21 protein-coding genes are annotated in these 20,705 nt (G+C 63.8%); 11 read left to right on the top strand and 10 right to left on the bottom strand.

Going from position 1 to position 20,705, the window contains the following annotated elements:
* Nucleotides 1-159: 159 nt before the first annotated feature.
* The 6 genes from ACQ4WL_RS17055 (at nucleotide 160) to ACQ4WL_RS17030 (ending at nucleotide 6,655) form a co-directional block, all read left to right on the top strand.
* A complete protein-coding gene (locus tag ACQ4WL_RS17055) occupies nucleotides 160-411 on the top strand; it encodes an exodeoxyribonuclease VII small subunit (protein WP_010394784.1) in 252 nt (83 codons plus the stop codon).
* Nucleotides 408-1,319, top strand: a complete 912-nt coding sequence (locus ACQ4WL_RS17050) for a polyprenyl synthetase family protein (RefSeq protein ID WP_436510805.1) — start codon at nucleotides 408-410, stop codon at nucleotides 1,317-1,319. Before ACQ4WL_RS17055 ends, ACQ4WL_RS17050 begins: the two co-directional genes overlap by 4 nt.
* On the top strand, nucleotides 1,320-3,188 hold the full coding sequence (gene dxs, locus ACQ4WL_RS17045; protein WP_436510804.1) for a 1-deoxy-D-xylulose-5-phosphate synthase: 1,869 nt from the start codon (nucleotides 1,320-1,322) through the stop codon (nucleotides 3,186-3,188).
* Nucleotides 3,189-3,339: 151 nt separating this feature from the next.
* Complete coding sequence (locus ACQ4WL_RS17040) at nucleotides 3,340-5,430, top strand: FUSC family protein (protein ID WP_436510803.1); 2,091 nt, start codon at nucleotides 3,340-3,342, stop codon at nucleotides 5,428-5,430.
* 583 nt (nucleotides 5,431-6,013) lie between these two features.
* Nucleotides 6,014-6,394: a glutaredoxin family protein gene (locus ACQ4WL_RS17035; protein ID WP_436510802.1), complete on the top strand. Its 381-nt coding sequence runs from the start codon at nucleotides 6,014-6,016 to the stop codon at nucleotides 6,392-6,394.
* Between the two features lie 72 nt (nucleotides 6,395-6,466).
* Nucleotides 6,467-6,655 (top strand): hypothetical protein, encoded by a 189-nt coding sequence (locus ACQ4WL_RS17030; protein ID WP_436510801.1) that lies wholly within the window; start codon nucleotides 6,467-6,469, stop codon nucleotides 6,653-6,655.
* Between the two features lie 62 nt (nucleotides 6,656-6,717).
* On the opposite strand, the gene ACQ4WL_RS17025 is transcribed toward ACQ4WL_RS17030, so the two are convergent.
* Nucleotides 6,718-7,272 carry a cob(I)yrinic acid a,c-diamide adenosyltransferase gene (locus tag ACQ4WL_RS17025; protein ID WP_436510800.1) on the bottom strand — a complete coding sequence of 185 codons (555 nt, stop codon included), beginning with the start codon at nucleotides 7,270-7,272 and terminating at the stop codon, nucleotides 6,718-6,720.
* Between the two features lie 152 nt (nucleotides 7,273-7,424).
* Here ACQ4WL_RS17025 and ACQ4WL_RS17020 point away from each other — a divergent pair, with 152 nt between their 5' ends.
* The 3 genes from ACQ4WL_RS17020 to glcF are packed head-to-tail and all read left to right on the top strand — an operon-like array spanning nucleotide 7,425 to nucleotide 11,237.
* A complete protein-coding gene (locus tag ACQ4WL_RS17020) occupies nucleotides 7,425-8,915 on the top strand; it encodes an FAD-linked oxidase C-terminal domain-containing protein (protein WP_436510799.1) in 1,491 nt (496 codons plus the stop codon).
* Nucleotides 8,916-8,930: 15 nt separating this feature from the next.
* A complete protein-coding gene (gene glcE / locus ACQ4WL_RS17015) occupies nucleotides 8,931-10,001 on the top strand; it encodes a glycolate oxidase subunit GlcE (protein ID WP_436510798.1) in 1,071 nt (356 codons plus the stop codon).
* A gap of 6 nt (nucleotides 10,002-10,007) precedes the next feature.
* Nucleotides 10,008-11,237, top strand: coding sequence for a glycolate oxidase subunit GlcF (gene glcF / locus ACQ4WL_RS17010; protein ID WP_436510797.1), 1,230 nt, complete (start codon nucleotides 10,008-10,010; stop codon nucleotides 11,235-11,237).
* Here glcF and ACQ4WL_RS17005 read toward each other — a convergent pair.
* From ACQ4WL_RS17005 to ACQ4WL_RS16990, 4 genes are all read right to left on the bottom strand, one after another.
* The gene (locus ACQ4WL_RS17005; RefSeq protein ID WP_436510796.1) at nucleotides 11,230-13,341 is read right to left on the bottom strand and encodes a putative bifunctional diguanylate cyclase/phosphodiesterase; all 2,112 of its coding nucleotides are present in this window, start codon (nucleotides 13,339-13,341) and stop codon (nucleotides 11,230-11,232) included. The two genes, glcF and ACQ4WL_RS17005, sit on opposite strands and share 8 nt — an antisense overlap.
* A 186-nt stretch (nucleotides 13,342-13,527) precedes the next feature.
* Nucleotides 13,528-14,013, bottom strand: coding sequence for a glutathione peroxidase (locus ACQ4WL_RS17000; protein WP_436510795.1), 486 nt, complete (start codon nucleotides 14,011-14,013; stop codon nucleotides 13,528-13,530).
* A 1-nt stretch (nucleotide 14,014) separates the two neighbouring features.
* Nucleotides 14,015-15,154, bottom strand: coding sequence for a PilT/PilU family type 4a pilus ATPase (locus ACQ4WL_RS16995; RefSeq protein ID WP_436510794.1), 1,140 nt, complete (start codon nucleotides 15,152-15,154; stop codon nucleotides 14,015-14,017).
* 4 nt (nucleotides 15,155-15,158) lie between these two features.
* Nucleotides 15,159-16,202: a type IV pilus twitching motility protein PilT gene (locus tag ACQ4WL_RS16990; protein WP_436510793.1), complete on the bottom strand. Its 1,044-nt coding sequence runs from the start codon at nucleotides 16,200-16,202 to the stop codon at nucleotides 15,159-15,161.
* A gap of 70 nt (nucleotides 16,203-16,272) precedes the next feature.
* Here ACQ4WL_RS16990 and ACQ4WL_RS16985 point away from each other — a divergent pair, with 70 nt between their 5' ends.
* Entirely contained in the window at nucleotides 16,273-16,974 is a 702-nt protein-coding gene (locus ACQ4WL_RS16985) for a YggS family pyridoxal phosphate-dependent enzyme (RefSeq protein ID WP_436510792.1), read from the top strand.
* Between the two features lie 19 nt (nucleotides 16,975-16,993).
* Entirely contained in the window at nucleotides 16,994-17,824 is an 831-nt protein-coding gene (gene proC / locus ACQ4WL_RS16980) for a pyrroline-5-carboxylate reductase (protein ID WP_436510791.1), read from the top strand.
* On the opposite strand, the gene ACQ4WL_RS16975 is transcribed toward proC, so the two are convergent.
* The 5 genes from ACQ4WL_RS16975 to ACQ4WL_RS16955 all read right to left on the bottom strand — a co-directional run bounded on the left by ACQ4WL_RS16975 (nucleotide 17,825) and on the right by ACQ4WL_RS16955 (nucleotide 20,701).
* Nucleotides 17,825-18,541, bottom strand: coding sequence for an anti-sigma factor (locus ACQ4WL_RS16975; protein ID WP_436510790.1), 717 nt, complete (start codon nucleotides 18,539-18,541; stop codon nucleotides 17,825-17,827).
* Nucleotides 18,538-19,095 (bottom strand): sigma-70 family RNA polymerase sigma factor, encoded by a 558-nt coding sequence (locus ACQ4WL_RS16970; RefSeq protein WP_436510789.1) that lies wholly within the window; start codon nucleotides 19,093-19,095, stop codon nucleotides 18,538-18,540. Before ACQ4WL_RS16970 ends, ACQ4WL_RS16975 begins: the two co-directional genes overlap by 4 nt.
* Nucleotides 19,096-19,323: 228 nt before the next feature.
* Nucleotides 19,324-19,881: a DUF3455 domain-containing protein gene (locus ACQ4WL_RS16965; RefSeq protein WP_436510788.1), complete on the bottom strand. Its 558-nt coding sequence runs from the start codon at nucleotides 19,879-19,881 to the stop codon at nucleotides 19,324-19,326.
* 89 nt (nucleotides 19,882-19,970) lie between these two features.
* Nucleotides 19,971-20,318 carry a hypothetical protein gene (locus tag ACQ4WL_RS16960; protein WP_436510787.1) on the bottom strand — a complete coding sequence of 116 codons (348 nt, stop codon included), beginning with the start codon at nucleotides 20,316-20,318 and terminating at the stop codon, nucleotides 19,971-19,973.
* Nucleotides 20,315-20,701, bottom strand: a complete 387-nt coding sequence (locus ACQ4WL_RS16955) for a phage holin family protein (RefSeq protein WP_289952289.1) — start codon at nucleotides 20,699-20,701, stop codon at nucleotides 20,315-20,317. Before ACQ4WL_RS16955 ends, ACQ4WL_RS16960 begins: the two co-directional genes overlap by 4 nt.
* Nucleotides 20,702-20,705: the final 4 nt, after the last annotated feature.

Below are 20,705 nucleotides of genomic sequence, written 5' to 3'. Positions count from 1 at the left end.
TTCACTGCCAAGCTGGCAACGTCTACCCCTTTGAGCACGCCGATTGCGCTTTAGTTTTCACTTAATAGTGTGGTTTGTTCTAAAATAACGCTTCTATGCTGGCCGGGAGTCCCCGGCGTCTCCCTACATACCCCTCGTGCCACGAAGAGATCTGAGTCTATGTCGAAGAAATTAACTGCCGCTGCCGCAGCGCCGGCCTCGTTTGAAGAGGCAATGGCGGAACTGGCGCAGCTGGTAACGCAAATGGAAGCGGGCCAGTTGCCGCTGGAAGCATCGGTCGCGGCGTATCAGCGCGGCTCGGAACTGGTCAAGTATTGCGCCACCCAGCTCGATAGCGTCGAAGCGCAGGTGAAAGTACTGGAAGGCGACATGTTGAAACCGTTCGTGGATGCCGGCGAGGCCGCCCTATGATGGCCAGCATGCAGCAAGACGGCGTGACCTTCGGCGACTGGATGCAAGCGACCCAGTCCGGCGTGGAAGGCCGGCTCGACCAATTCCTGCCAGCGGCAAACGTGGTGCCGCACAAGCTGCACGCTGCCATGCGCTACGCGCTCTTGGGCGGCGGCAAGCGCGTGCGCCCGCTGCTGGTGATGGCGGCTGGCGAATTGTTTGACGCCGATCAAGATACCCTCGCGCGCGCCGCGTGCGCGCTGGAAATGATTCACGTGTATTCGCTCGTGCATGACGACATGCCTTGCATGGATGACGATGCCTTGCGCCGTGGCAAGCCTACCGTGCACATCGCCTACGATGAAGCGACGGCCCTGCTGGTGGGCGACGCGCTGCAATCGCAGGCGTTCGTGCTGCTGGCCGACGGCGCGGCCATTCCACCGGGGCGGCAAATGGCGATGATCAAGCTGCTGGCGCACGCGTCTGGCTCGTTTGGCATGTGCGGCGGCCAGGCGATCGACCTCGACAGCGTCGGCCTGGCCTTGACCTTGCCGCAGCTGGAACAGATGCATCAACTGAAAACGGGTGCCTTGCTGCGCGCGGCCGTGATTCTGGGCGCGCTGGCGGGCAAGGACTTGACGCCAGACGAGATGACGGCGCTGAACGCCTATGCGCGCGCCGTCGGCCTGGCGTTCCAGGTGGTCGACGACGTGCTCGACGCCACGGCCGATTCGGCCACCCTGGGCAAGACGGCGGGCAAGGATGCGGCCGCCAACAAGCCCACCTACGTATCGATACTGGGGCTGGAACCATCGAGAGCCCTGGCAGAACAATTGCGGTGCGACGCCCATGCGGCGCTGGCGCCATTCGGGGACAAGGCACGCCGTCTGCGCGAGCTGGCAGACCTGGTCGTGCAGCGGAAGGCATAAATGAAACTGTTAGAAACTATCAATGAACCAGCGCAAGTGCGCAAGCTGGCCCGCTCGCAACTGGTGCCGCTGGCGCAGGAACTGCGCAGCTTCCTGCTCGACTCCGTTTCCAAGACGGGCGGCCACTTGTCGTCCAACCTGGGCACGGTCGAGCTGACCGTGGCGCTGCATTACGTGTTCAACACGCCGCACGACCGCATCGTGTGGGACGTGGGCCACCAGACGTATTCGCACAAAATTTTGACGGGCCGGCGCGAGCGCATGCATACCTTGCGCCAGAAAGACGGCATTTCCGGCTTCCCGAAGCGCGACGAGAGCGAATACGACACCTTCGGCACGGCGCACTCGTCGACGTCCATTTCCGCAGCGCTGGGCATGGCGCAGGCCGCCAAGATCAAGGGCGACCCACTGCACGCGATCGCCGTGATCGGCGACGGCTCGATGACCGCCGGCATGGCTTTCGAGGCGATGAACAATGCGGGCGTGCAGGAAGACGTCAATCTTCTGGTGATTCTGAACGACAACGACATGTCGATTTCGCCGCCCGTGGGTGCGCTGAACCGCCATCTGGCGCGCCTGATGTCGGGCCAGTTCTATGCGGCAGCGAAAAATGTCGGCAAGTCCGTCTTGCCCGGCCCCGTGCTGGAACTGGCGAAGCGCTTCGAAGAGCACGCCAAGGGCATGGTCGTGCCCGCCACCATGTTCGAGGAATTCGGTTTCAACTATATCGGCCCCATCGACGGCCACGACCTCGATTCGCTGATCCCGACCTTGCAAAATATCAAGCAATTGAAGGGTCCGCAATTCCTGCACGTGGTGACCAAAAAAGGCCAGGGCTACAAGCTGGCCGAGGCGGAACCGATTCTTTACCACGGCACGGGCAAGTTCAACCCGGCCGAAGGCATCAAGCCGGCCACGGCACCGGCCAAGATGACGTACACGGAAGTGTTCGGCAAATGGCTGTGCGACATGGCCGCGCACGACAAGCGCCTGGTGGGCATCACGCCGGCCATGCGCGAAGGCTCGGGCATGGTGAAGTTCGAACAGCAATTCCCCAACCGTTACTTTGACGTCGGCATCGCCGAGCAGCATTCCGTGACGTTTGCCGCCGGCCTGGCTTGCGAGGGATTGAAACCCGTCGTGGCCATCTATTCCACCTTCCTGCAGCGCGCCTACGACCAGCTGATCCACGACGTGGCCCTGCAAAACCTGGACGTGACGTTCGCGCTGGACCGCGCCGGCCTGGTGGGCGCCGATGGTGCCACGCACGCGGGCAACTACGACATGGCGTTCTTGCGCTGCATCCCCAACATGGTCATCATGGCCGCGTCCGACGAAAACGAATGCCGGCAAATGCTCACCACGGGCTACCACTATCCGGGCCCGGCAGCCATCCGCTATCCGCGCGGCGCCGGTGCCGGCGTGGCCATCGTGCCTGAGCTCACCAGCATCGCGATCGGCAAGGGCGAGATCAAGCGCTACGGCAAGCGCATCGCCATCCTGGCCTTCGGCTCGATGGTGGCGCCTGGCGTGGCGGCGGGCGAGAAGCTCGACGCGACGGTCGCCAACATGCGCTTCGTCAAGCCGCTCGACGTGGCGCTGGTGAAACAGCTTGCCGCTGAGCACGATTACCTGGTGACGGTGGAAGAGGGCTGCATCATGGGTGGCGCCGGTTCGGCCGTGGCCGAAGCCCTGGCGGCGGAAGGTATCGTCAAGCCGATTTTGATGCTGGGCTTGCCGGACGTCTTCATCGACCATGGCGACCCCGTGCAACTGCTGAAAAGCGTGGGTCTCGATGCCACCGGCATCGCCGCCTCGATCGAGCAGCGCTTCCCGTCCGCAGGGCCGCGTCTGGCGATGGTCAGCTAAGACGCTCAAGATGATAAAAGCGGCACTGCGGTGCCGTTTCGTCCAGCGAGATTTCACGCTGCACTGCAACATTTATCCTCCGGGAATGCTACGATGACGCTTTGATACCTTCTCAAAGTCCACCTTGCATTTCAGGAAACTCCACCGCCGTGTGCGCGCATTGGCCGGCCGCTGGCTGACGGGCATGCACGCCTACACCGATACCCTGTCGCAGCGCCGTCCCCTGTGGATGGTCACGCTGGCCATCGACGAAACCAATCTGTCCGAAGGCCTGCGGGCCGCCTGCGCCTCGAGCGCCATGTTGCTCCTGGGTCTGTTGTTCGACCACCCCGATTTTTCCTGGGCCGCCATCGGCGCCTTCTGGACTTGCCTGGCCGATGCGGCCGGTACACGGCGCATGCGTTTTGTGTCGATGCTGGGCTTCGGCTTGCTGTCGACGGTCGCTGGCGGCTTGACGGCGCTGGCGGCCGGGCATGGCGTGATGGCGGCGGCCATCGCCGTGCTGCTGTTTTCCTGGGCCGGCGCGTTGGCGCGCATCTGGGGCGCGGCCACGGCGCAAGTGGCCATCCTGGCGGCCACGGCCTGCGTGGTGATGGTCACGCATCCGCTCGCATCGATGACGCAGACGGCGCCTTTCCTGGGGCTGTACCTGTTCGGCTGCCTGTTTGCCACCGTGCTCAGTTTTACTGTCTGGCGCATCCACCCGTTTAGCCCGGCCCGGCGCGCCATCCGCGCCGCGTATTCGCGCCTGGCCGGCATTGCGCGCGACAATGCGCGTTTCCTGGCGCAGGGCCCGGTGCTGCCGGACGCCGCCGCGCATGGCGCCAGCTACCGTTCGCAGGCGCGCGCCGCGCTGGAAGCGGCCCGCGTGGCGCTGGCCGCTGTGCCGCCCGCGCGCGCGGGCCGCAGCGCCCTGTACGACAATCTGCTGCTGGCGCTCAGCGACGCCGAGCGCATCTTCGCCTATCTGATCGCCGTCACGCATACCTGCGAGCGCGAGCAGCAACGCCTGCGCCACGACCCGCGCGCGCGGCGCAGCCTGGAAGTGATGGCCGTGCTGCTGCGCCGCCTGGGGCAAGCCGTGCAGCGCCAGCCGGAAACGCCGCCTTTGGCCTTGCAGCGCCGCCTGGCGGGCTGCGGACGGCGCCTGGAAGCGGCGCTGGGCGCCTTGCTGCCCTTGCGTCTGAACGTGGACTTCATGGAACTGGGCTTGCCGCGCGCAGCGCAGCTGCCGTGGCGCGAGGCGGCTTTCCTGGCGCTGGGGCAGGCGTGGCAAACGGCGAAAGTCAACGCCACGCCGCGGTCGCTGAGCTGGCGCCATGCGGCGCGCGTGTCGCTGGCGACGACGGCCGGCTTCCTGCTGGTCGAGGCGCTACACATTCCGTTCGGCTACTGGGCCACCATGGCCACCTTGCTGATACTACAGCCGTCCGTGTCGACCACCTGGCCGCGCGGCATCGAGCGCGTCGCGGGCAGCGTGCTGGGCGCCGTGCTGGCCGTGCTGATCGGCCTGGTCATTTACACCCCTCTGGGTATCTCGCTGGTGGTGTTTCCCCTGATCGTCGCCACCATGGCCTTGCGCCGCGTCAGCTACAGTCTGCACGTGCTGTTCATGACGCCCGCCTTCGTGCTGGTGGCCGACTATGCGGCGCCCGCCAGTGAGATGGTGTATGCGATGAGCCGCCTGGGCAACAATGTGCTCGGCTGCGTGCTGGCCCTGCTGGCCACGTTTTTCCTGTGGCCCGATCGCGAGGCGGACGACCTGGACCAGCGCCTGGCCAGGGCGGTGTCGGCCAACCTGAAATACCTGCTGGCCGTGCTGGCGGCCGGCGGAAAGTGGGATAGCGCCATCGCGCGCCTGCGCCGTGAGGCGGGGCTGGCCAGCAATAATGCGGAACAGGTCTTGCAGCGCCTGCGCATCGAGCGCCGCCTGGACCGCAGCAGCGGCGTGGGGCTGGCGGCGCTGCGCACCTTGCCGCTGCTGCGCCGCGTGGCGGGCAGCACGGCGCGCATCAGTCTGAGTCCCCAGGCCGAACCGGCGCCGCCCGAGCTGCAGCGGTGGATTGCCGAAGTCAGCGGGGAGATCGATGCGCTGCTGCGCGGTGATTCCGGCGCCCCTGCGCCCGGCCCCTGCATCAGCGAGGTGCTGATGCCTTTGCAGGCCGACGCCGTGGCCCAGGTACAGCTGCTGCGCGGCTTGCTGCGCGAGCATGTGCATGCGATGGAGAACGGCGCGCGGTGAGCTCCTCGCGCTGAAGAGCTTTCTGGAAGCCTTGTAGCCGCCCGGCCGGCTGCGCCCGCAGCCGGCCTTTTCCTGCTTGCGGCGCCATATTGTATAGACGTTTGGCGCCCCGCAATCTCTCCAAATGCCACATTTCATGGGCTTTGCCGATATATTTTCCAAAGTGGAAATTTATCGAAAGGAAACGTTGACTCTAAAATAAGTGCGGTCTATATTCGTTTTTGTAGCAAGTAAATGACGAAATCTGTATTGATTTTTTACGACTGATCTGACGCGCTTGCCTGCGGCAATAGCTTACATGGAGAGTAGTAAATGAAAAAAATTGCAGCGTTTATTTTTACCCTGGGCTTGGGTACTTCCTATGCCATCGCTTCGGATAACAGTTGTTATTACAGCTGTGAGGAGGAACTGCGGGAATGCACGATGATGTATGGCGACAGGTCCCCATTCTGCAGCAGCAGTTATAAAGGCTGCCTGAGAGGCTGCCAAGCCGGCGCCTGATATCCATTTTTGCATTGCGAGGCAGCCAGTGATCGTACGCGACGCTGCCGCTCCTCGATAATTTGCGCCTCTGACAATACCTATGATGCAGAAAAAAATTAAAACCATCGCCATGTATGGCGTGATCCTGGCCGCCGGCCTGGGCAGCGGTTATGGCTTGTCTTTGCTGCCTGGTTTATTCAAACCGACTTACACGGAAGGTAATTACGCTGCGTATTTCCCGAATGCCCAGGCGAAGGTGGTGTTGTACGGCACGGACTGGTGCGGCTATTGCGCCAAGACGCGTGCGTATTTCAAGGAAAACAAGATCGAATTCGTCGATCTCGATATCGAGAAATCCCCGGCAGCGAAAAAAGCCCATGAGGAACTCGGCGGCGGCGGCGTACCGGTGGTGCTGATCGGCAACCGCAAGATCCAGGGGTTCAATACGGGCGCGCTGGAAGCGGCGATAAAGAAAATCTGATTGCCGGATGGCGCGTAAGAGACGGCGCGCCATGGATGTCAGTGATCGTCTGTCAATTCAACAGGAGTGCTTATGTTCAAAAAACTGGGTTTCTTTTTGTTTGCCATGGGTGTCAGCGCCTCGTATGCCATGGCCAATAGTACCGCCGATATATCGGAATGCCAATCCGAGTGCTATATGGCGCTCGATGCCTGTGTCATGGAATTCAATGTCCCTGGATGCGTGCGTATCAATAAAGAGTGTCTGCAGCGCTGCGGCTAGCAAGCGCTTGTCAGCCTGATAACGCACGGCGATGCTGTTTGACAGGCATCGCCGTTTTTATCTCATCCCCGCGTGCGGTCATGCCGCCACAGCACGTCGCTGCCGCCGGCAAAGCGGTTCAGCACGCGTGACAGCACGAACAGCAGGTCCGACAGGCGGTTAACGTACTGGCGCGGATGTTCATGGATAGGCTCCGCATTCGCCAGCGCGACGATGCTGCGCTCGGCGCGGCGGCACACGGTGCGGCATACATGCGCCAGCGAGGCGGCGCGCGAACCGGCAGGCAGGATGAATTCACTCAAGGCCGGCAAGTCCGCATTGTATTTTGCCAGTAAATCATCAAGACGCAGCACATGCTCTTCCTTGATCAGCTGGTAGCCGGGGATGCAGATTTCTCCGCCCAGGTCGAACAGATCGTGCTGGATGGCCACCAGCTCTTCGCGCAAGGCGTCGGGCATGGCTTCGCACAGCAGCAAGCCGATATTCGAGTTCAGTTCGTCCACGTCGCCCATGGCGTGGATGCGGACGCTGTCCTTGCTGGTGCGGCTGCCGTCGCCCAGGCCGGTGCTGCCATTGTCGCCCGTGCGCGTGGCGATTTTCGAGAGTCGGTTGCCCATGATGCTGATCCTGTCAATGAAGAATGGGGGCAGCATACGACACTGCGCGTCGCCTGGCTGCGGATTTGGCTTCGAAATGGACAAAAAATGCGCTGCGCGCCACTTTTGTGCTTACAATCGTCGCACGCCCATGCCCTTTCCCCCCCAATCTTATGCTCAATGCTGCCCCTGAATCCGGATTGACCGCCGCGCGTCAGCAAACCGTCGTCGCGGCCCTGCTGGCCGTGCTGCCGGCCCGCTGCGTGCTGTCCGACGCCGAAGATACGCGCCCGTATGAGTGCGACGGCCTGGCTGCCTACCGCCAGCTGCCGATGGTGGTGACTTTGCCGGACACGGAAGAACAGGTCATCGCCATCCTCGGCGTCTGCCGCGAACTGAAGGTGCCGATCGTGCCGCGCGGCGCCGGCACGGGCTTGTCGGGTGGCGCCTTGCCGATCGCCGATGGCGTGGTACTGTCGACGGCGCGCCTGAACCGCATCGTGCGCCTCGATGCCTACGCGCGCACGGCCGTAGTGCAGCCAGGCGTGCGCAACCTGGCCATTTCCGAAGCGGCGGCGCCCTATGCCTTGTACTACGCGCCCGATCCATCCTCGCAGATTGCCTGTAGCATCGGTGGCAACGTGGCGGAAAACTCGGGCGGCGTGCATTGCCTGAAATACGGCTTGACCGTGCACAATGTGCTGCGCGTGCGCGTCGTCACCATCGATGGCGACGTGCTGGAACTGGGCGGCGAATGCCTGGATTCTCCCGGCCTCGACCTGTTGGCCGTCTTCATCGGTTCCGAAGGCATGCTGGGCATCGTTACGGAAGTGACCGTGAAACTGATCCCGAAACCGGCCACGGCGCGTGTCATCATGGCCTCGTTCGGCGACGTCGTCACGGGCGGCAATGCGGTGGCCAACGTGATCGCCGCCGGCATCATCCCGGCCGGCCTGGAAATGATGGACCAGACCTCCTCGCGCATGGTCGAACCGTTCGTCAAGGCCGGCTACGACATCGACGCGGCGGCCATTTTGCTGTGCGAAGCGGACGGCACGCACGAGGAAGTGGAAGAGGAAATCGCCCGCATGACGGCCGTGCTGGAAGGGGCGGGCGCCAGCGCCATCGCCGTCTCGCAGTCGGAAGCGGAGCGCATGAGGTTCTGGTCCGGCCGCAAGAACGCCTTTCCTGCGGCGGGACGCATCTCGCCCGACTACTACTGCATGGACGGCACCATCCCGCGCAAGCGCCTGGCGGAAGTCCTGACGGGCATCGCCGGCATGGAAACGACGCATGGCTTGCGCTGCGCGAACGTGTTCCACGCGGGCGACGGCAATCTGCATCCCCTGATCCTGTTTGACGCCAACAAGCCCGGTGAATTCGAGCGCGCAGAAGCGTTTGGCGCGGACATATTGGCCCTGTGCGTGGCCGTCGGCGGCACCATCACGGGCGAGCATGGCGTGGGCATGGAAAAGATCAATTCCATGTGCGTGCAGTTTACGCGTGCCGAACTCGATGCCTTCTTTGCCGTCAAGCGCGCCTTCGATCCCCATACCTTGCTGAACCCGGACAAGGCGATACCCACCTTGAACCGCTGCGCCGAATTCGGCAAGATGCATGTGACGGCGGGGCGTCTGCCGTTCGCCAACCTGCCCCGTTTTTAACCGCCGGAGACTCCTTTGCAAGCGATAGTGGAACAATTCAGGCAGCAGATACTGGCCGCCAGCGCGGCGGGCAAGCCCTTACGCCTGCGCGGCGGAGGCACGAAGGACTGGTATGGCCAGCAGCTCGACGGCGAGGTACTCGACACGCGCGCGTATGCGGGCATCATCGACTATGAACCGACGGAACTGGTGATCACGGCCCGCTGCGGCACGCCGCTGGCGGACATCGAGGCGGCGCTGGCCGCGCGCAACCAGATGCTGGCCTTCGAGCCGCCGCATTTCGGTCCTGGCGCCACGGTGGGCGGCGTCGTCGCCAGTGCGCTGTCCGGCCCGCGCCGGGCCAGCGCGGGCGCGCTGCGTGATTTTGTGCTGGGCGCCGTGCTGATGGATGGTCATGGCGAGCGCCTGGCCTTCGGCGGGCAAGTCATGAAGAACGTGGCCGGCTACGATGTCTCGCGCCTGCTGGCGGGCTCCCTGGGGACATTGGGCCTGATCCTGGAAGTGTCGCTGAAGGTGCTGCCCCTGCCGCTGCGCGAAGCGACGTTCCGCGTGGCGTGCGCGGAAATCGCCGCCTTGCGCATGCTCAATGAATGGGCGGGCAAGCCGCTGCCGATCTCCGCCAGTTGCTGGCATGACGGCGTGCTGACGGTGCGCCTGTCCGGCGCTGAAGCTGCCGTGTCGGCGGCCCTGCACACGCTGGGCGGCGAGCTGCTGGCACCGCAGGACGCGGCCGCCTTCTGGCTGGCCGTGCGCGAGCAGACGCACGCTTTCTTTGCGGGTGCGGGCAGCCTGTGGCGCTTGTCGCTGCCGCCGCATGCCAGCGCCATGATCCTGACTGGGCGCCAGCTGATCGAGTGGGGCGGCGCGCAGCGCTGGCTGAAGCTCGATGGCGACGCCGACGCCGATAGCGCCCGGCACATTCGCCAGGCGGTGGCTGCCGCCGGCGGCCACGCCACTCTGTTCCGCGGCGGCGACAAGGCGGTGGGCGTGTTCCACCCGCTGGCGCCGGCTGTTGAAAAAATCCACCAGCGCCTGCGGCAGGCTTTCGACCCTGCCGGCATCTTCAACCCGCACAGAATGTATTGAGCGCGCATGCAAACCAATCTCGCCGATTTCATCAAGAATACGCCGGCAGGCGACGAAGCCGAAGCCATCCTGCGCGCCTGCGTGCATTGTGGCTTTTGCACGGCCACCTGTCCCACCTACCAGCTGCTGGGCGACGAACTCGATGGCCCGCGCGGACGCATTTATCTGATCAAGCAAGTGCTTGAAGGCGCGCCCGTCACCGCCAAGACGCAGACGCACCTGGACCGCTGTCTGACTTGCCGCAATTGCGAGTCCACCTGTCCTTCGGGCGTGCAGTACGGACGCCTGGTCGATATCGGCCGCAACGTCGTCGAGCAGCGCGTGCAGCGCCCCTTGCGCGAACGGGCCTTGCGCTTCGCCTTGAAGGAAGCCTTGCCGCGCCGCTGGCTGTTTACGCCCGTGTTCAAGGCGGGTCAGGCGCTGCGGCCCTTGCTGTCAAAAAGTTTGCAGGATAAATTGCGCCCTGGCGCCGCTGCCGGTGTATGGCCCGCGCGCCAGCACGCGCGCACCATGCTGCTGCTCGACGGCTGCGTGCAGCCGGCCATGTCGCCGAACATCAACGCGGCCACGGCGCGCGTGCTCGATGCGCTGGGCGTGCAATTGATCGTCGCGCCGAAGGCCGGCTGCTGCGGTGCGCTGCGCCATCACCTGAACGACCAGGAAGCGGCGCTGGACGACATGCGCCGCAATATCGACGCCTGGTGGCCATACGTGGAAAGTGCCGAAGCCATCGTCATGACGGCGTCCGGCTGCGGCGCCACGGTGAAGGAATATGGCCACCTGCTGGCACACGACGCCCATTATGCGGAGAAGGCGCGGCGCATCGCCGCACTGACGCGCGACTTGTCCGAGATCATGCCGGCCTTCGAAGCGGAGCTGGTGGCGCAGCTGAAGGGGCGCATACTGAAAAAAGTGGCGTATCACCCGCCATGCACCCTGCAGCATGGCCAGCAGGTACGCGGCAAGGTGGAGCAGGTGCTGCGCGCCGTCGGCGTCGACGTGCGCTTGTGCGCCGACAGCCATCTGTGCTGCGGTTCGGCGGGCACGTATTCGATCTTGCAGCCGGCATTGTCGCAGCAGCTGCGCGACAACAAGGTGGCGAACCTGGAAGCGTGCGAACCGGAGATGATCGTGTCGGCCAATATCGGCTGCCTGAGCCACCTGCAATCGGGCACGGAGACCCCCGTGCGGCACTGGATCGAGTTGATTGATTCAGCTTTGACGCCCGTCAAATAGATATCTCGCTGTACTGGGCTATACGCCACTGCGGTGCCGGCACGAAGTTGGCAGCCCACTCCAGCACGGCGTCGGCCGGCATGGGGCGGGCGATGCCGTAGCCTTGCGCCAGGTCGCAGCCCAGCTGGATCAGGCGCGCGCCATGCTCGACGCTTTCCACGCCTTCGGCGATCACCGTCAGGGAAAATGAACGGGCCAGGCCGATGACGGCGCGCACCAGGTGCAGGTCGTCGCGGTCGTTGAGCATATTGCGCACGAAGCTCTGGTCGATCTTGACGATGTTCGCCGGCAGGCGCTTTAAATACGACATCGACGAGTAGCCGGTGCCGAAATCGTCGAGCGCAAACGTGATGCCCAGCGCCTGGCAGGCGCGGATGATACGGCGCACGTCCTCGATGTCGTGCAGGGCAGACGATTCGAGGATTTCCAGTTCCAGCATGCTGGCGCGCACGCCGGGAAATTCGCCGAGGATGGTTTCCAGGCGCGAGATGAAGTTCGGCTGCTGGAAGTGGCGTGCCGCGATATTCACGCTGACCACCCAGTGCTTGCCGCAAGCCACCCAGCGCTGCATCTGCCACAGGGCCTGGCGCAGCACCCATTCGCCGATGTCGATGATCAGGTCCGTCTGCTCCACCAGCGGCAGGAATTGCGCGGGCGCCAGCACGCCGCGGCGCGGATGCTGCCAGCGCAGCAGCGCTTCCATGCCCACCACCGTGCCGGCGCGCATGTTCACCTTGGGCTGGTAGTACAGCCGCAGTTCGCCGTTGATCAGGGCATGGCGCACTTCCGTGCGCTGGTTGTGGTGCGTGCGCACTTCTTCATCGAGGTTGGTGTCGAAGAAGTGGTACTGGTTGCGCCCCGTCAATTTCGCCTGGTAGACGGCGTGGTCGGCGTGGCGCAGCAGGCTTTCCGTATTCAGGTCCTTGCCCGCGTAGACGGCGATGCCGACGCTGGCCGTCACATGCAGCGCCTGCTGGTCGCACTGGTAGGGGCGGCTCAGTTCCTGCATCAATTGCGTAACGTTCTGTTCGATGCTGGCGATGCTGGCCTGGCCGCACAGCAGCATGACGAATTCATCGCCGCCCAGGCGCGCCGCGTAGTGGACCTGGCCCGTAAAACTGTGCAGGCGGCCCGCCACCTGCGTGAGGATTTCATCGCCCGCCTCGGCGCCGTAGCGGTCGTTGATGGCCTGGAAGTGGTCGAGGTCGAACAGGCAGACGGCCAGCAGGCGCTGGCGTTCGCGCGCCAGAAACAGTTCCTGTTCGAAGCGGGCCGCCAGCGCGGCCCGGTTAGGCAAGCCTGTCAGTACATCATTGTAGTTTTGCCAAGACAGTTTTTGCAGCGCCTGCTGCATGTGCACGGTTTCGTTCAGCTGTTCGCCCAGCTGGCGCTGGCTGGTCTTCAGCGATTTCAACAGTTCTTCGATATCGCCGGCCATGCTGTTGAATGAGTGCGACACGGCTTGCGCTTCGGGCGTGGCGCCAGCCGCCAGGCGCACGGCGAAGTTACCTTCGCGGAAGCGGTCGGTTGCTTGCGCGAGCCGCGCCAGCAGCCTGCGGTGCGACGCCAGGATCAAGCCCAGAAGAAGGAAGACCAGCACGATGTTGATGGTGCTGAGGACGGCCTGCTCGCGCACCCTGTGCCATACCTGCGCCAGGGGCAGGCCGGGCGTGTAGTGCAGGTCGAGGATGGCGTCGCCGCCGTCCGGCAGCGCCACCGTCAGGCGGCTGCGGATGGCCGTGATGCCGGCCTGGCGCGCGAACCACGCCGGCACCGTGGCCGCCACGCTGTCGGCCAGCGGTTTGTCGGCCAGCACTTCGAGATGCCCGCCAGCCGTATCCCAGCGTACGGAGGCGAGGCTGCGGTTCAGCGGCAGGGCGCTGCGCAGCACCTGGCGCACGCTGTCGTGCATCGTGTGGCTGTCCGCGCGCACGGCCAGCGGCAGCACGCTATTGGCCAGGAACAGGTCAAGTTGCCGGGCATCGCTCTGGTAGCGCGCATTGGCCAGCGCGCTTTCCGTACCGAGCAGGGCGTGATAACGGATAGCGGAAACGGCGAGTATCAGGAAGAAAATAGGAATAAACAGGCGGGAATAAATGCCCATCCGCATCCATGAAGATATTAATTTCCCAAAGACTGGCATCTTTTTTTTGATCGATATCTATGAATAATTATGCAAACATTATCACCGAAATTTGCTATTGGAAACACAATATTGATATCAGGCATGAAATAAAATACGGATTGATTGATTGCATCAATTATTGTTTTTAATCAAACCGTCGAATCGCTATTCCTGTAGTAATTGCCGTATGTCAGCCGCCAGGCTGGCCGGTTTGCTGGCCGTGGCGTAGCGGCGAAATACACTGCCATCCTTGCGCACCAAGAACTTGGTGAAATTCCATTTGATCGACTGCGTGCCGAATATGCCGGGCGCCGCCTGTTTTAATTGCGCAAACAGGGGATGGGTATGCGGGCCATTCACGTCGATCTTGGCAAACAGGGGAAAGGTGACGCCGAAGTTTTTCTCGCAAAAAGCTTTGATTTCCCCGTTCGGCCCCGGTTCCTGCTGGCGGAATTGATTGCAGGGAAAGCCCAGCACGACCAGGCCCTGGTCCTGGAATTCGCGGTACAGCGCTTCCAGGCCCTCGTATTGCGGCGTAAAGCCGCAGGCGCTGGCCGTATTGACGATCAGTAATACCTTGCCCTTGTAGCGCGCCAGGTCGGTCGGCGTGCCGTCCAGCGCCTCGGCCTGGAAATCGTGAATGCTGCTCATGTCAGAGGAGTCCCAGTTTGGTGGTGCCCGTTTGCGGGGCCGGTTCCGGCGCCGTTGCGCCCTTGAGTTTGATCGCCAGGCGCAGGTCGTTGACGGAGTCCGCATTGCGCAGCGCGTCTTCAAGGCTGATGGCACCCGCTTCGTGCAGGTCGAACAGGGCCTGGTCGAAAGTCTGCATGCCATGCTCGCGCGATTTTTTCATCAACTCCTTGATTTCGTGCACCTGGCCCTTGAAGATCAGGTCGCTCATCAGCGGTGAATTGAGCAGGATTTCCAGCGCCGCCTTGCGCCCGCCACCTTCCTTGTTGGGGATCAGACGCTGCGAAATCATGCCCTTCAAATTGAGCGACAGATCCATCAGCAGTTGCTGGCGCCGCTCTTCGGGGAAGAAATTGATGATGCGGTCCAGCGCCTGGTTGGCGTTGTTCGCGTGCAGGGTTGCCAGGCACAAGTGCCCCGTTTCGGCAAACGCGATGGCGTGGTCCATGGTGTCGCGGTCGCGGATTTCGCCGATCTGGATCACGTCTGGCGCCTGGCGCAGGGTGTTTTTCAGGGCTGTGGCCCAGTCGTCCGTGTCGACGCCCACTTCGCGCTGGGTGACGATGCAGTTGCCGTGCGGATGGATGAATTCCACCGGGTCTTCGATGGTGATGATGTGGCCATGGCTGTGCGCATTGCGGTGGCCCACCATGGCCGCCAGGGTGGTCGACTTGCCGCAGCCCGTGGCGCCCACCATGATGACGAGGCCCCGCTTGCTCATCACGATGTCTTGCAGGATGGCGGGTAAGCCCAGTCCATCCAGGCTGGGGATGGCGGTATTGATCAATCGCAAGACCATGCCTGCCTGGCCCATCTGCACGAAGGCGGACACGCGGAAGCGCCCGAGTCCGTCCGGGCTGATGGCGAAATTGGCTTCGCGGCTGGACGCGAACTCGGCCGCCTGGCGCGCGTTCATGACGGCGCGCACGTAGCCGGCCGCTTGCTGCGCGTCGAGCGCGTCGCCCGCCAGCGGCGTCAGCTTGCCGTCGAGCTTGATGGCGGGCGGAAAGCCTGCCGTGATGAACAGGTCTGAGCCGCCCCGTGCGCGCATCTGCGCCAGCAGCGCGTGCATGGCGCCATAGTGTTCGTGCGTCGTCTGCATGGGCTTATCCGGGGAAGTTTTCAGGGGCTTTGGCGGCCGCGCGGGCCGTCTCCGCCGAGATCGTGCCGCGTCGCACCAGGTCGGAGAGGCACTGGTCCAGCGTCTGCATGCCCACATTGCTGCCCGTCTGGATGGCCGAATACATTTGCGCCACTTTTGCTTCGCGGATCAGGTTGCGCACGGCCGGCGTGGCCAGCATGATTTCATGCGCGGCCACGCGGCCGCTGCCGTCCTTGGTCTTGAGCAAGTTTTGCGAAATGACGGCTTGCAAGGATTCGGACAGCATGGCGCGCACCATTTCCTTTTCCTCGGCGGGGAAGACGTCGATGATGCGGTCGATCGATTTCGCCGCCGACGACGTATGCAGGGTGCCGAACACCAGGTGGCCCGTTTCGGCCGCCGTCAGCGCCAGGCGGATGGTTTCCAGGTCGCGCAATTCACCCACTAAAATCACGTCCGGGTCCTCGCGCAGGGCCGAGCGCAGCGCGTTGCTGAACGAATGCGTGTGCGAGCCCACCTCGCGCTGGTTGATCAGGCATTTTTTTGGCTCATGCACGAATTCGATCGGGTCTTCGATGGTCAGAATGTGGTGGTTCAGGCGTTCGTTGACGTGGTTCACCATCGCCGCCAGGGTGGTCGATTTACCGGAGCCCGTCGGACCCGTCACCAGCACGAGGCCGCGCGGGCGCATGGCCAGTTCGCCGAAGATGCGCGGCGCGTTGAGTTCTTCCAGGGTCAGCACTTTCGACGGAATCGTGCGCAGCACGGCCGAAGCGCCCCGTTCCTGGTTGTAGGCGTTGACGCGGAAGCGGGCCAGGCCGGGAATCTCGAACGAGAAATCGCATTCCAGCGCTTCTTCATAGGCCTTGCGCTGGCTGTCGTTCATGATGTCGTAGATCATGCTGTGCACTTCTTTGTGCTCGAGCGGGGCCACGTTCAGGCGGCGCACGTCGCCATGGACGCGTATCATCGGCGGCAGGCCGGAAGACAGGTGCAGGTCGGAAGCCTTGTTGCTGACGGAGAAAGCGAGTAATTCGGAGATGTCCATTTATAATCCCTGTGCCTGCATTGATGGGCTGGCGCACTGTGCCGCCGCCCCTATACACTAGAAAATGATTATGTCCACAATCGAACAGAACTTGCAAGCCGTGCGCGACAGTATTGCGCAGGCCGCCGCTGACGCGCAGCGTGCGCCGGCCGACGTGACCCTGCTGGCCGTCTCGAAGACCTTCGGCGCGGATGCCGTGCTGGCCGCCATGCGCGCGGGCCAGGCTGCGTTTGGCGAAAACTATCTGCAGGAAGCGCTCGACAAGATCGCCGCAGTCCAGCTTGCGCTGCCGCAAGGTGGTCCCGTCTGGCATTTCATCGGCCCCATCCAGAGCAACAAGACGCGCCCCATCGCCGAACATTTTGATTGGGTGCACACGGTGGAACGGGAAAAGATCGCCGCGCGCCTGTCCGAGCAGCGCCCGGCCGGCTTGCCGGACTTGAATATCTGTCTGCAAGTCAATATCAGCGGCGAAGCCAGCAAGAGCGGCGTGACACCGGCTGACTTGCCGGCGCTGGCGCGCGCCGTGGCGCAGCTGCCCCGCCTGCGTTTGCGCGGCCTGATGGCGATTCCCGAGCCGGAAACGGATGTCGCCCTCCAGCGCCGGGCCTTTGCGCAATTGCGCGTGCTGTACGAACAATTGAAGGCCGACGGCCTGGCGCTCGATACCTTGTCGATGGGCATGTCGGCCGACTTGCGTGCCGCCGTGCTGGAAGGCGCCACCATCGTGCGCGTGGGCAGTGCCATCTTCGGTTCCCGACACTATTCCTGATTTTTTTGAAAGCACAGCCATGACGACAGAATTGAATATCGCATTTGTGGGCGGCGGCAATATGGCCGCGGCCCTGATCGCCGGCCTGGCGGGCAAGCTGACGCTGGGCGGCAACATCCACGTGATCGACCCGCATGCGCCGGCGCTGGAAAAGTTGCAGGCGCAATTCGGCGTCACCACGGCGCTGCTTGCGGATGAGGCGCTGCGCGGCGTGGACGTGATCGTGCTGGCCGTGAAACCGCAAAGCATGCGCGAAGTGGCGGCGCAATTGCTGCCCTTCCTCGACGGGGAGCGGGCGCCATTGATCCTGTCGATCGCTGCCGGCATCCGCGCGCAAGACCTGTCGCGTTGGCTCGGTGACTACCGCGCCATCGTGCGCTGCATGCCGAACACGCCGGCCCTGATCGGCATGGGTATCACGGGCATGGTGGCCAGCAGCGGCGTCAGCGAAGAACAGAAAAAGACGGCAGACGCCATCCTGCGCGCCGTCGGCCAGACCGTCTGGCTCGACGACGAAGCCAAGATCGACCCCGTCACGGCCGTGTCCGGCAGCGGCCCTGCCTATGTGTTTTACTTTATCGAAGCGATGCAGCAGGCGGCCGCCGAACTGGGCTTGACGCCCGAGCAGGGTACGCAGCTGGCGATTGCCACCTTTACGGGTGCCGCGCAACTGGCGGCGAACTCCAGCGAACCCGTGTCGCTGCTGCGCGAGCGCGTCACGTCGAAGGGCGGCACGACGTATGCGGCGCTCACCAGCATGGAAGAGAGCGGCGTGAAGGCGGCCATCGTCAAGGGCATCAAGGCGGCCGCGCAACGGGGCCGCGAGATGGGGGACGAACTTGCCAAGTAACTAGATCACTTTGACGGCGCGGCCAATGTAAAGCACTGGCCCCGTCGGCCGGCCCGTGGGTGAACCCGTTTCCGGTTCCAGCGTGATTTCAAACAGTTGATCGGGCTGCAGCGGCGGCAGCTTATCCAGGGTCAACTTGAGGCTTTGCCCCGGCTTGACCAGGCCCAGCGAGACGGGCGCGCCCCAGTCCTTGCCCTTGGTCCAGAATTGCAGGGCTTTTTGCTGCGGTACGGCGGTCGGCCCCAGCGGGATCAGGCGCAGGTCGCGGTTCTGGCCGCCGCGTCCGCCTGCCTGCACGATCCAGCCCGGCGACTTGTCTTGCGGCGCGACCAGCACCACCAGATAGCCGGGTCCGCTGGGCGCTTGCAGTTGCAAGGTGACCAGCACGGCCAGCGCGGCCGTGGCTGCCAAGCCGCCGCCGGCCAGCATTCTCCAGAAGGCCAGGCTGTTCCACCACGCCTGCCAGCCGCCCGCCTGCCGCACGGTGTTCGGCGTAAACAGGCTGGCGCTGATGCGCGGCCACAGCTGGGCGGACGGCGTTTCAGGCGGCGCCAGGGTCGTCAGTGGCAGCAAGCGCTGTTCCCAGCCAGCGACGGCGTCGCGCAAGGCTTCTTCGCGCGGCAAGCGCTGTTCCACTTCCGCGCGCTCGGCCAGCCCCAATGTGCCCAGCACATACTCGCTGGCCAGTCGTTGCAATTGATCGTCGCTACTCATCATCCCATGCACTCCCGCAAGGCGGCCAGGCCCCGCTTGACCCAGGCTTTGACGGTACCCAGCGGCGCTTGCAGGCGCTGCGCGATTTCGCTGTGGGAACAGCCATCGACATAGGCATACAGGATGCTATTGCGCTTGGGTTCGTCCAGGTGCCCGAGGCAATCGTGCAGCTTGCCCATGTTCGCTTGCAGGGCGTAGGCATCACCGGCGTCGTCGCCGTGGCGTTGGTGCAGCAGGGTTTCCACGCTATCCTCGTCGGCCGATACTTCATGGGCGCGGGCGCGCGCCACGTTCAGCGCCTGGTGCCGCACCACCACATAGATCCAGCCCTTGCCGCTGCCGCGCGTGGCGTCGAAACTGCCGGCGCGGCGCCAGATGTTCAGGAAGGCGTCGTGCAGCACGTCTTCGGCCAGTGCCCGCTGGCGCACGATGCGCAGGGCCACGCCCAGCAGGTAGCGGCTTTCCTGCTGGTACAGGCCGTGCAATGCCTGCTGCTCGCCCCTGGCGCAGGCGCGCAGGGCGGCATCGTAATCGTAAGGGGCGGCTTGGGCTGGCAAGGTGTCCGCAGTCGTTTGGAGTTGACGGTTAGCAAGTTTTCAATGCCGAGTATAGGCCAGAAACCCGAATTTCTACCGTTGTTTTCCTGTTTCACAACGCCTAACAAAACCGTAGCGAGCGGAAGGGAGAGGTGGCTAAGAAGCGCAACCGTACTCAGTACGGGGGCGCCGAGCCGGTGAGCATCGCAGGCCGCCTATCCCGACGCGCAGTAGGTTTTGATAGGTGTTTTATGCAGCTTTCCAGAAGATGTAGTCGGCCTGGTAGGGCACCCACTGTTTGGCGCCGATGCTCTCCATGCCGCAGGGGCTGCTTGGCGCCACGCCGCCGCTGGTGGCCACGCGCTGGATGTAGCTGACGCCCTGCATGGCGCCGCTGCCCGTGGCCGGGTTGGCTTTTACCAGCTGATGCGGGATATTGCCCGCGCCGGCCGGCGCCACGGCCACTTGCGTCGCCGTCACTTTCGAGCCGTCCAGGCTGGCCCAGGTGGCAGGCGGTCCCACATACGTGCCCACTTGCATGCCGTTGCGGTCGTTCAAGGCCGCGTCCGGGCCCACGAAGACCCATTCATGGCCTGTGCTATCTTTTTTCGCCTTGCATTCATAGGCGATCTTGCCCACGCCCACCGTTTGCATGGCGACTTGATGGCCATCGGGCACCTTGACGGCGTTCGGCAATTGTTCCTGCGAATAGCGGGCGCTCATGGGGGCGCAGGCGCTCAGCAGCAGGGCGGCGCCCAGCACAGTAAGGGCGGGAATGGCGTGGCGTGGGGCGGTGAAGGCAAGCATGACGAACTCCTGGTAGTTGGCTCAACCGGTTGGTTGATACCATTACTACGCATGGGCCAGCCATTTGGATGCAGCCAGGTAAAAATATTCTAAGGCGGCGTGTCTTTCTTGCTGAAACGCTGCGCCAGCGCCAGCGCGACGGGTATGGCGGCCGTGGCGTGCTTGAGCAGCGCTCCGCTGGCCCGCAACAGCGGCAGGACGCGGCGCGGGCGCACGAGCAGCAGGCCCAGCACGGCGCCGCCTACCATCAGGGGAACTTTAAAGCGCGTGGCCAGGGTGTGGCGCAGATTGCCGCCCGTCAACGGTTCCAGCAACTGGCGCGTCTGCACGCCCAGGGCCAGGCGCTGCAGCGCGCATTCGGCCAGCAGCGCGTCGCGCCGCTGCGCCAGGCTGGCGGCCGTGTGCACATGCGACAGTTTGGTGGGATGCGTGGTCATGGCCGCTCCGATTCCCGGCGGGCCAGCAGTTGCAGCTCGTCCAGGTCTTTGTTCAGTTCGGAAAGTGTGAAGGACAGCAGTTTCGGCTTGCTGCGGAAACTGGCGCGCACGCCCAGCAGGGTGGCGAGGGCGGCAGCGATGAAGACGGCGGCCGTGACAGCGATGGCGGCGATGCGGTGCGTGTCCCAGAACAGCACGATGACGAGGAAGACCAGCAGCACCAGGCCGACAAACAGGCACAGCAGTGCCAGCATGGCCAGCGCCAGATAGGACAGGAAGCGCAGCGACTCTTCTTCCATTTCCACGGCCGCCAGGGCCAGACGGGTCTGGACGATGGCGGCGAGGGTCGCTGCGACTTGGGCGACATGGTGCACGATAGCCATATGT

The organism is Janthinobacterium kochi (genome assembly GCF_051380715.1).
Lineage (GTDB): Bacteria > Pseudomonadota > Gammaproteobacteria > Burkholderiales > Burkholderiaceae_D > Janthinobacterium.
Note: the sequence above shows the minus strand (reverse complement) of the source record. Positions and strands in the feature narration are given on the sequence as shown.

What these genes read in the sequence shown, in the direction of transcription:
- ACQ4WL_RS17055 (WP_010394784.1), top strand. Translation starts at nt 160, where the DNA reads ATGTCGAAGAAATTAACTGCCGCTGCCGCAGCGCCGGCCTCGTTTGAA.
- ACQ4WL_RS17050 (WP_436510805.1), top strand. Translation starts at nt 408, where the DNA reads ATGATGGCCAGCATGCAGCAAGACGGCGTGACCTTCGGCGACTGGATG.
- dxs (WP_436510804.1), top strand. Translation starts at nt 1,320, where the DNA reads ATGAAACTGTTAGAAACTATCAATGAACCAGCGCAAGTGCGCAAGCTG.
- ACQ4WL_RS17035 (WP_436510802.1), top strand. Translation starts at nt 6,014, where the DNA reads ATGATGCAGAAAAAAATTAAAACCATCGCCATGTATGGCGTGATCCTG.
- ACQ4WL_RS17030 (WP_436510801.1), top strand. Translation starts at nt 6,467, where the DNA reads ATGTTCAAAAAACTGGGTTTCTTTTTGTTTGCCATGGGTGTCAGCGCC.
- ACQ4WL_RS17025 (WP_436510800.1), bottom strand. Translation starts at nt 7,272, where the DNA reads ATGGGCAACCGACTCTCGAAAATCGCCACGCGCACGGGCGACAATGGC.
- ACQ4WL_RS17020 (WP_436510799.1), top strand. Translation starts at nt 7,425, where the DNA reads ATGCTCAATGCTGCCCCTGAATCCGGATTGACCGCCGCGCGTCAGCAA.
- glcF (WP_436510797.1), top strand. Translation starts at nt 10,008, where the DNA reads ATGCAAACCAATCTCGCCGATTTCATCAAGAATACGCCGGCAGGCGAC.
- ACQ4WL_RS17005 (WP_436510796.1), bottom strand. Translation starts at nt 13,341, where the DNA reads ATGGGCATTTATTCCCGCCTGTTTATTCCTATTTTCTTCCTGATACTC.
- ACQ4WL_RS17000 (WP_436510795.1), bottom strand. Translation starts at nt 14,013, where the DNA reads ATGAGCAGCATTCACGATTTCCAGGCCGAGGCGCTGGACGGCACGCCG.
- ACQ4WL_RS16995 (WP_436510794.1), bottom strand. Translation starts at nt 15,154, where the DNA reads ATGCAGACGACGCACGAACACTATGGCGCCATGCACGCGCTGCTGGCG.
- ACQ4WL_RS16990 (WP_436510793.1), bottom strand. Translation starts at nt 16,202, where the DNA reads ATGGACATCTCCGAATTACTCGCTTTCTCCGTCAGCAACAAGGCTTCC.
- ACQ4WL_RS16985 (WP_436510792.1), top strand. Translation starts at nt 16,273, where the DNA reads ATGTCCACAATCGAACAGAACTTGCAAGCCGTGCGCGACAGTATTGCG.
- proC (WP_436510791.1), top strand. Translation starts at nt 16,994, where the DNA reads ATGACGACAGAATTGAATATCGCATTTGTGGGCGGCGGCAATATGGCC.
- ACQ4WL_RS16975 (WP_436510790.1), bottom strand. Translation starts at nt 18,541, where the DNA reads ATGATGAGTAGCGACGATCAATTGCAACGACTGGCCAGCGAGTATGTG.
- ACQ4WL_RS16965 (WP_436510788.1), bottom strand. Translation starts at nt 19,881, where the DNA reads ATGCTTGCCTTCACCGCCCCACGCCACGCCATTCCCGCCCTTACTGTG.
- ACQ4WL_RS16960 (WP_436510787.1), bottom strand. Translation starts at nt 20,318, where the DNA reads ATGACCACGCATCCCACCAAACTGTCGCATGTGCACACGGCCGCCAGC.
- ACQ4WL_RS16955 (WP_289952289.1), bottom strand. Translation starts at nt 20,701, where the DNA reads ATGGCTATCGTGCACCATGTCGCCCAAGTCGCAGCGACCCTCGCCGCC.